Annotated in this window: 2 tRNA genes and 2 rRNA genes; all 4 read left to right on the forward strand. The window is 56.1% G+C overall.

Annotated elements, in window-relative coordinates:
- Positions 1–160 precede the first annotated feature (160 nt).
- The 4 genes from L1787_RS12320 to rrf all read left to right on the forward strand — a co-directional run bounded on the left by L1787_RS12320 (position 161) and on the right by rrf (position 3,875).
- Positions 161–237: transfer RNA gene (locus tag L1787_RS12320), tRNA-Ile, on the forward strand.
- 52 nt (positions 238–289) lie between these two features.
- Positions 290–365: transfer RNA gene (locus L1787_RS12325), tRNA-Ala, on the forward strand.
- A 407-nt stretch (positions 366–772) separates the two neighbouring features.
- A 23S ribosomal RNA gene (locus L1787_RS12330) occupies positions 773–3,482 on the forward strand.
- 278 nt (positions 3,483–3,760) lie between these two features.
- Positions 3,761–3,875: ribosomal RNA gene (rrf, locus tag L1787_RS12335) — 5S ribosomal RNA — on the forward strand.
- Positions 3,876–3,914: the final 39 nt, after the last annotated feature.

Here is a 3,914-nt window from a genome sequence, read left to right on the forward strand (position 1 = left end):
TCTTCGGATCACAGGCATTGGCGAGACGACGCCGCCTTCGTTTCTCTTTCTGAACAGAACGGTTGGGACCGGCCCTCCCCTCTCGGCGACGAGAGGACGGGCTGGGCGCGAACCAGCGTTGTGTGATGCGCGCATCTTGTGTATGCGAGCGTTGCCGGCGGGGCCTGTAGCTCAGGTGGTTAGAGCGTACGCCTGATAAGCGTAAGGTCGATGGTTCGAGTCCATCCAGGCCCACCACGGATTTGGCTGGTCTGGCTTGTTTTGGCTGATCGCCGACGACGCAAACAGAGGGGCCTTAGCTCAGCTGGGAGAGCACCTGCTTTGCAAGCAGGGGGTCGTCGGTTCGATCCCGACAGGCTCCACCAAGTTTACCGTTCTGGAACAGAACCGAATTCCTGCTTTGCAGGATACGCCGCGGATGCGGCGCCGGGCTCGAGCACTTTGTGCGGCCCAAGCTCAGACTGACATCGTGAAGAGAAGATGTGTTCGCCCATCGGGATCGATGAGGAGACGAAACGCGCGAGCGTTGCGTTCCTCGACGGATCGGTTTCGATGCGACGGGCGGAGGGTATCTCCGACATCCTGTGGCTCAGCTGCAGACATGTACCCCTCCCCTGCCCCGATGGTCCTGACCGGCCATTTGGGGATGATGCGAACAGATCTCGTGAAACTGGTCTTTCCTTATCGAAGCACCATTCGACGTTGAACGACGTCGCGCCTCCGCAGGGCGTTTGATCCGATTGGATCTCGGGTGGGCATCGATAATGAGAGTGATCAAGTGCCTTAAGAGCATCTGGTGGATGCCTAGGCATCGAGAGGCGATGAAGGACGTGGTACGCTGCGAAAAGCCGTGGGGAGTTGCGAACAAACTTTGATCCATGGATGTCCGAATGGGGAAACCCACCCGTTAAGGGTACCCGAAAGGGAGCGAACCCGGGGAAGTGAAACATCTCAGTACCCGGAGGAAAGGAAATCAACCGATACTCCGCTAGTAGTGGCGAGCGAACGCGGACCAGCCGAGCAACTTAGGAAAGCAGAACCATCTGGAAAGGTGGGCCATAGTGGGTGACAGCCCCGTATGTGGATCCGACGTTGACGTATCAAGTAGGGCGGGACACGTGAAATCCTGTTCGAAGATGGGGGGACCACCCTCCAAGGCTAAGTACTCCTCGATGACCGATAGTGAACCAGTACCGTGAGGGAAAGGTGAAAAGCACCCCGACAAGGGGAGTGAAAGAGTTCCTGAAACCGGATGCTTACAAACAGTGGGAGGGCGCAAGCCTGACCGCGTACCTTTTGTATAATGGGTCAGCGACTTAGTCTGACGAGCAAGCTTAAGCCGGTAGGTGTAGGCGTAGCGAAAGCGAGTCTGAACAGGGCGTTCAGTTCGTCGGATTAGACCCGAAACCGGGTGATCTAGCCATGAGCAGGTTGAAGGTTGGGTAACACCAACTGGAGGACCGAACCGTTGAATGTTGCAAAATTCTCGGATGACTTGTGGCTAGGGGTGAAAGGCCAATCAAACTCGGTGATAGCTGGTTCTCCGCGAAATCTATTTAGGTAGAGCGTTGGACGTATTCCTCGGGGGGTAGAGCACTGGATGGGCTATGGGGGCTTACCGCCTTACTGATCCTAACCAAACTCCGAATACCCGAGAGAATTATCCAGCAGACACACGGCAGGTGCTAACGTCTGTCGTGGAGAGGGAAACAACCCTGATCACCAGCTAAGGCCCCCAAATCGTGGCTAAGTGTGAAAGGATGTAGAGACCCCAAAACAACCAGGATGTTGGCTTAGAAGCAGCCATCATTTAAAGAAAGCGTAACAGCTCACTGGTCTAAATAAGGGTCTCCGCGCCGAAAATGTAACGGGGCTCAAGCCACGTGCCGAAGCTGTGGGCTTGTCTTTGACAAGCGGTAGCGGAGCGTTCCGTAGGTCCGTGAAGGGATACTCGTGAGAGGTCCTGGAGATATCGGAAGTGCGAATGCTGACATGAGTAACGATAAAGGGAGTGAGAGACTCCCTCGCCGAAAGTCCAAGGGTTCCTGCGTAAAGTTAATCTGCGCAGGGTTAGTCGGCCCCTAAGGCGAAGCCGAAAGGCGTAGTCGATGGGAATGCAGTTAATATTCTGCAACCTGGTGGTAGTGACGAATGCCGTGTGTTGTCAGTCCTTATTGGATTGGTCTGGCAGCGAAGGTGTTCCGGGAAATAGCTCCACCGTATAGACCGTACCCGAAACCGACACAGGTGGACTGGTAGAGTATACCAAGGCGCTTGAGAGAACGATGCTGAAGGAACTCGGCAAATTGCCTCCGTAAGTTCGCGAGAAGGAGGCCTTGGGTTTGCGCAAGCAGATCCGAGGGGCACAGACCAGGGGGTAGCGACTGTTTATCAAAAACACAGGGCTCTGCGAAGTCGCAAGACGACGTATAGGGTCTGACGCCTGCCCGGTGCCGGAAGGTTAAAAGGAGGAGTGCAAGCTCCGAATTGAAGCCCCGGTAAACGGCGGCCGTAACTATAACGGTCCTAAGGTAGCGAAATTCCTTGTCGGGTAAGTTCCGACCTGCACGAATGGCGTAACGACTTCCCCGCTGTCTCCAGCATCGACTCAGTGAAATTGAATTCCTCGTGAAGATGCGAGGTTCCTGCGGTCAGACGGAAAGACCCCGTGCACCTTTACTATAGCTTTACACTGGCATTCGTGGCGGCATGTGTAGGATAGGTGGTAGGCTTTGAAGCGTGAGCGCCAGCTTGCGTGGAGCCACCCTTGAAATACCACCCTTGCTTTCATGGATGTCTAACCGCGGCTTACGCCCGGGACAGTGTATGGTGGGTAGTTTGACTGGGGCGGTCGCCTCCCAAAGAGTAACGGAGGCGTGCGAAGGTGGGCTCAGAGCGGTCGGAAATCGCTCGTTGAGTGCAATGGCATAAGCCTGCCTGACTGCGAGACTGACAAGTCGAGCAGAGTCGAAAGACGGCCATAGTGATCCGGTGGTCCCGAGTGGAAGGGCCATCGCTCAACGGATAAAAGGTACGCCGGGGATAACAGGCTGATGACACCCAAGCGTCCATAGCGACGGTGTTGTTTGGCACCTCGATGTCGGCTCATCGCATCCTGGGGCTGGAGCAGGTCCCAAGGGTTTGGCTGTTCGCCAATTAAAGCGGTACGTGAGCTGGGTTCAGAACGTCGTGAGACAGTTTGGTCCCTATCTGCCGTGGGTGTCGGAGAATTGAAAGGATCTGCCCCTAGTACGAGAGGACCGGGGTGGACGTACCTCTTGTGGACCTGTTGTGGCGCCAGCCGCATTGCAGGGTAGCTACGTACGGACGGGATAACCGCTGAAAGCATCTAAGCGGGAAACCCACCTTGAAACGAGTTCTCCCTTGAGAGCCGTTGTAGACGACGACGTTGATAGGCTGGATGTGGAAGCGTGGTGACATGCGTAGCTTACCAGTACTAATCGCTCGATCGGCTTGATCACTCTCATTAGTTCATGCCCATTCGCCAATGGCGAACGGTTCTCTGCTGATTGCTCTGCAATGAGCCTGGCCTTCGGGCTGCTTGTTGTGAGGCGGTGGCGAGAACTGAAACGAATACGATTGAGGAAAGACCGGCTTTTGCCGGACGGGTTCAACCCGCCAGTTTCACGATCTGATCGCAGCGCAACGAGCGTGTGCGTGGCTCCTCATCGGCGCCCCGCACGGCCGGACGGCCAGGCTCATTGCGCGGCCATCAGAACACATGAACGTCCTCCGCTGGCCTGGTGGCCTTTGCGAGGGGTCCCCACCCGATCCCATTCCGAACTCGGCCGTTAACCCCCTCAGCGCCAATGGTACTTCGTCTCAAGACGCGGGAGAGTAGGTCGCTGCCAGGCCTGCCGAGGACGTTCAAACATCTTCTCTTCATCGATGCA

The sequence above is a fragment of the Acuticoccus kalidii genome (genome assembly GCF_021556395.1).
In the GTDB taxonomy this organism is placed as follows: Bacteria; Pseudomonadota; Alphaproteobacteria; order Rhizobiales; family Amorphaceae; genus Acuticoccus; species Acuticoccus kalidii.